Here is a 1,943-nt window from a genome sequence, read left to right as displayed (position 1 = left end):
GCCCGCCCCGCCGGCCACCGCGAGCACGGCGACACCGGCCAGCAGCCGCCGCATCCGCATGTGCGCGGCACGGGCGGGGTCGACCTCGCTCACCGACACGGCCATGTTCTGCGGCGCCCACAGCTGCCGCAGCGCCAGCCAGGCCATGCTGACCAGCGCGAACACCAGGCCCTGCACGAGCGGGAACGCGGGTTCGGGCGTGCCGAGCGCGATCACCAGCATCAGCAGCACGCCGGCCGGGATCAGCGCCCACGCGACCGACCGCAGCCGCAGCGCGAGCGAGGCCGTGAGGGTCGTGGTCACCAGCGCCAGCAGGAACGGTGCCACCAGGTGGCCGTCGGCGGCCGCGACCGGGGCGACCGTGGTGAGCAGCTGCTTCCACGATGTGACGGTGCCGAGCGCGAGCTTCTGCAGCGTCTCCAGCGACGGCACCACCCCGAGCAGTGCCGTGTGCGGAAGCGCGAGGGCCCCGCCGAACACGAAGTACGCCGCGACCGTGAGGCCCGCGACGATCAGGATGCCCCAGCTGCGCCACGCCGACACGGCCGCGATCGCGAGGCCCAGCACGACCCCGCCGACCACGGCGGGCAGGAACGAGGGCCCGGCGAACGTGGGCCAGAAGCCGACGAGCGCCGTGAGCACCAGCAGCGCGGTCGCCCCGAGGTCGAGGATCCAGCGGCGCAGCGGCAGCGCGACCGGGGCGGGGGCGGCGGTGGCGGGCGCGGTCATGCGAGCACCTTCTGCAGGGCGAGGGGGATCTGTGCCAGCGCGCCGACCGTCACCACGTCGGCGTCGCCGATGCGGCGCAGCGCCGGGGTGTCCACCGAGGTGTCGGCGACGACGGCGAGCACGCGGGCGCCGAACGGCAGGCGCGAGCAGGCGAGCCGCAGGTCGTCCGCGCGCACGCGCGACCCGCACACGAGCACCACCACGCTCGCGAGCGGCATGGTCGCGGCGACCACCCCCGCGAGCTCGGCGATGCCGCCCTCCTTGGGCTTGCTGCCCTCGACGGCCGAGAGCGAGTCGAGCAGCTGCTTGCCGGTGCCGGAGGGGAGCTCGCGCCCCTGCACGCGCATGTCGACGCGCTGCGAGTCGCGCAGCGCCCGCAGGCCGATCGATCCCGCCGCCGAGATCGCCAGCTCGAAGTCGTCGTCGGTCGCGTACTCCGCCGTCGAGCGCGACAGCCCGATCACGAAGTGCGAGCGGCGCGTCTCCTCGTACTGGCGCACCATCATGGTGCCGGTGCGGGCCGTGGAGCGCCAGTGCACGTGGCGCAGGTCGTCGCCCGGCTGATACTCCAGCAGCGCGTGGAACGACACGTCGTCGCGCGACAGGTCGGCGGCGGGCAGGCCCTCCAGGTCGCGCAGGTAGCCGAGCGACTGCCCGTCGAACAGCACCGTGCGGGGGTGCACGAACAGGTCGACCGGCTCGTCGCGGCGGTGCGCACGCTCGAACAGGCCGAGCGGGTCGCCGCGCACCACGCTCACCGGGCCGACCTTGACCACGCCGCGCTTGTGCGTGGGGATCGCGAACAGCTCCTCCGCCTCCTCGCCCGGTGCGAGGCGCTGGATGCCGAACTCGCCGCGGCCGGAGCCGACGGGCAGCACCACGCGCGACGGGAGGATGGCGCGCGAGCCCCGGTTCGCGAGCGTGAGGGCGCCCACAGCCCGCTCCCCCACCACGACGCGGGTGCGGGCGAGGTCGAGCGAGACGTCGTAGGCCGTGCGACCGATCAGGAACAGCGCGCACACGGCGACGGCCATCGCGATCACGATCGCGGCGATCGTGAACTCCGCCCACCCCGCGACCTGCCCGAGGATCCAGAACCCGACGGCGAGGCCCATCAGCACCCACGCCAGAGGGCGCACGGCCGCGGCCATGAGGCGGAGGCGCGACAGGGCGCGCGCGCCGAGGACCGCCGCGATGTCCCGCCAGCCGGCGTC

At 74.9% G+C, this 1,943-nt stretch carries 2 protein-coding genes; both read right to left on the bottom strand.

The window, feature by feature from the left end; genetic code table 11:
- Nucleotides 1–729: phosphatidylglycerol lysyltransferase domain-containing protein (locus DW299_RS16365; protein WP_522731643.1), on the bottom strand; the 729-nt coding region annotated here is incomplete at its 3' end.
- Nucleotides 726–1,925: a DUF58 domain-containing protein gene (locus DW299_RS16360; protein ID WP_446724805.1), complete on the bottom strand. Its 1,200-nt coding sequence runs from the start codon at nucleotides 1,923–1,925 to the stop codon at nucleotides 726–728. The genes DW299_RS16360 and DW299_RS16365, both read right to left, overlap by 4 nt.
- Between the last annotated feature and the right edge of the window lie 18 nt (nucleotides 1,926–1,943).

It is taken from the genome of Microbacterium sp. K35, assembly GCF_004794375.1.
GTDB classification, from domain to species: domain Bacteria; phylum Actinomycetota; class Actinomycetes; order Actinomycetales; family Microbacteriaceae; genus Microbacterium; species Microbacterium sufflavum.
Note: the sequence above shows the minus strand (reverse complement) of the source record. Positions and strands in the feature narration are given on the sequence as shown.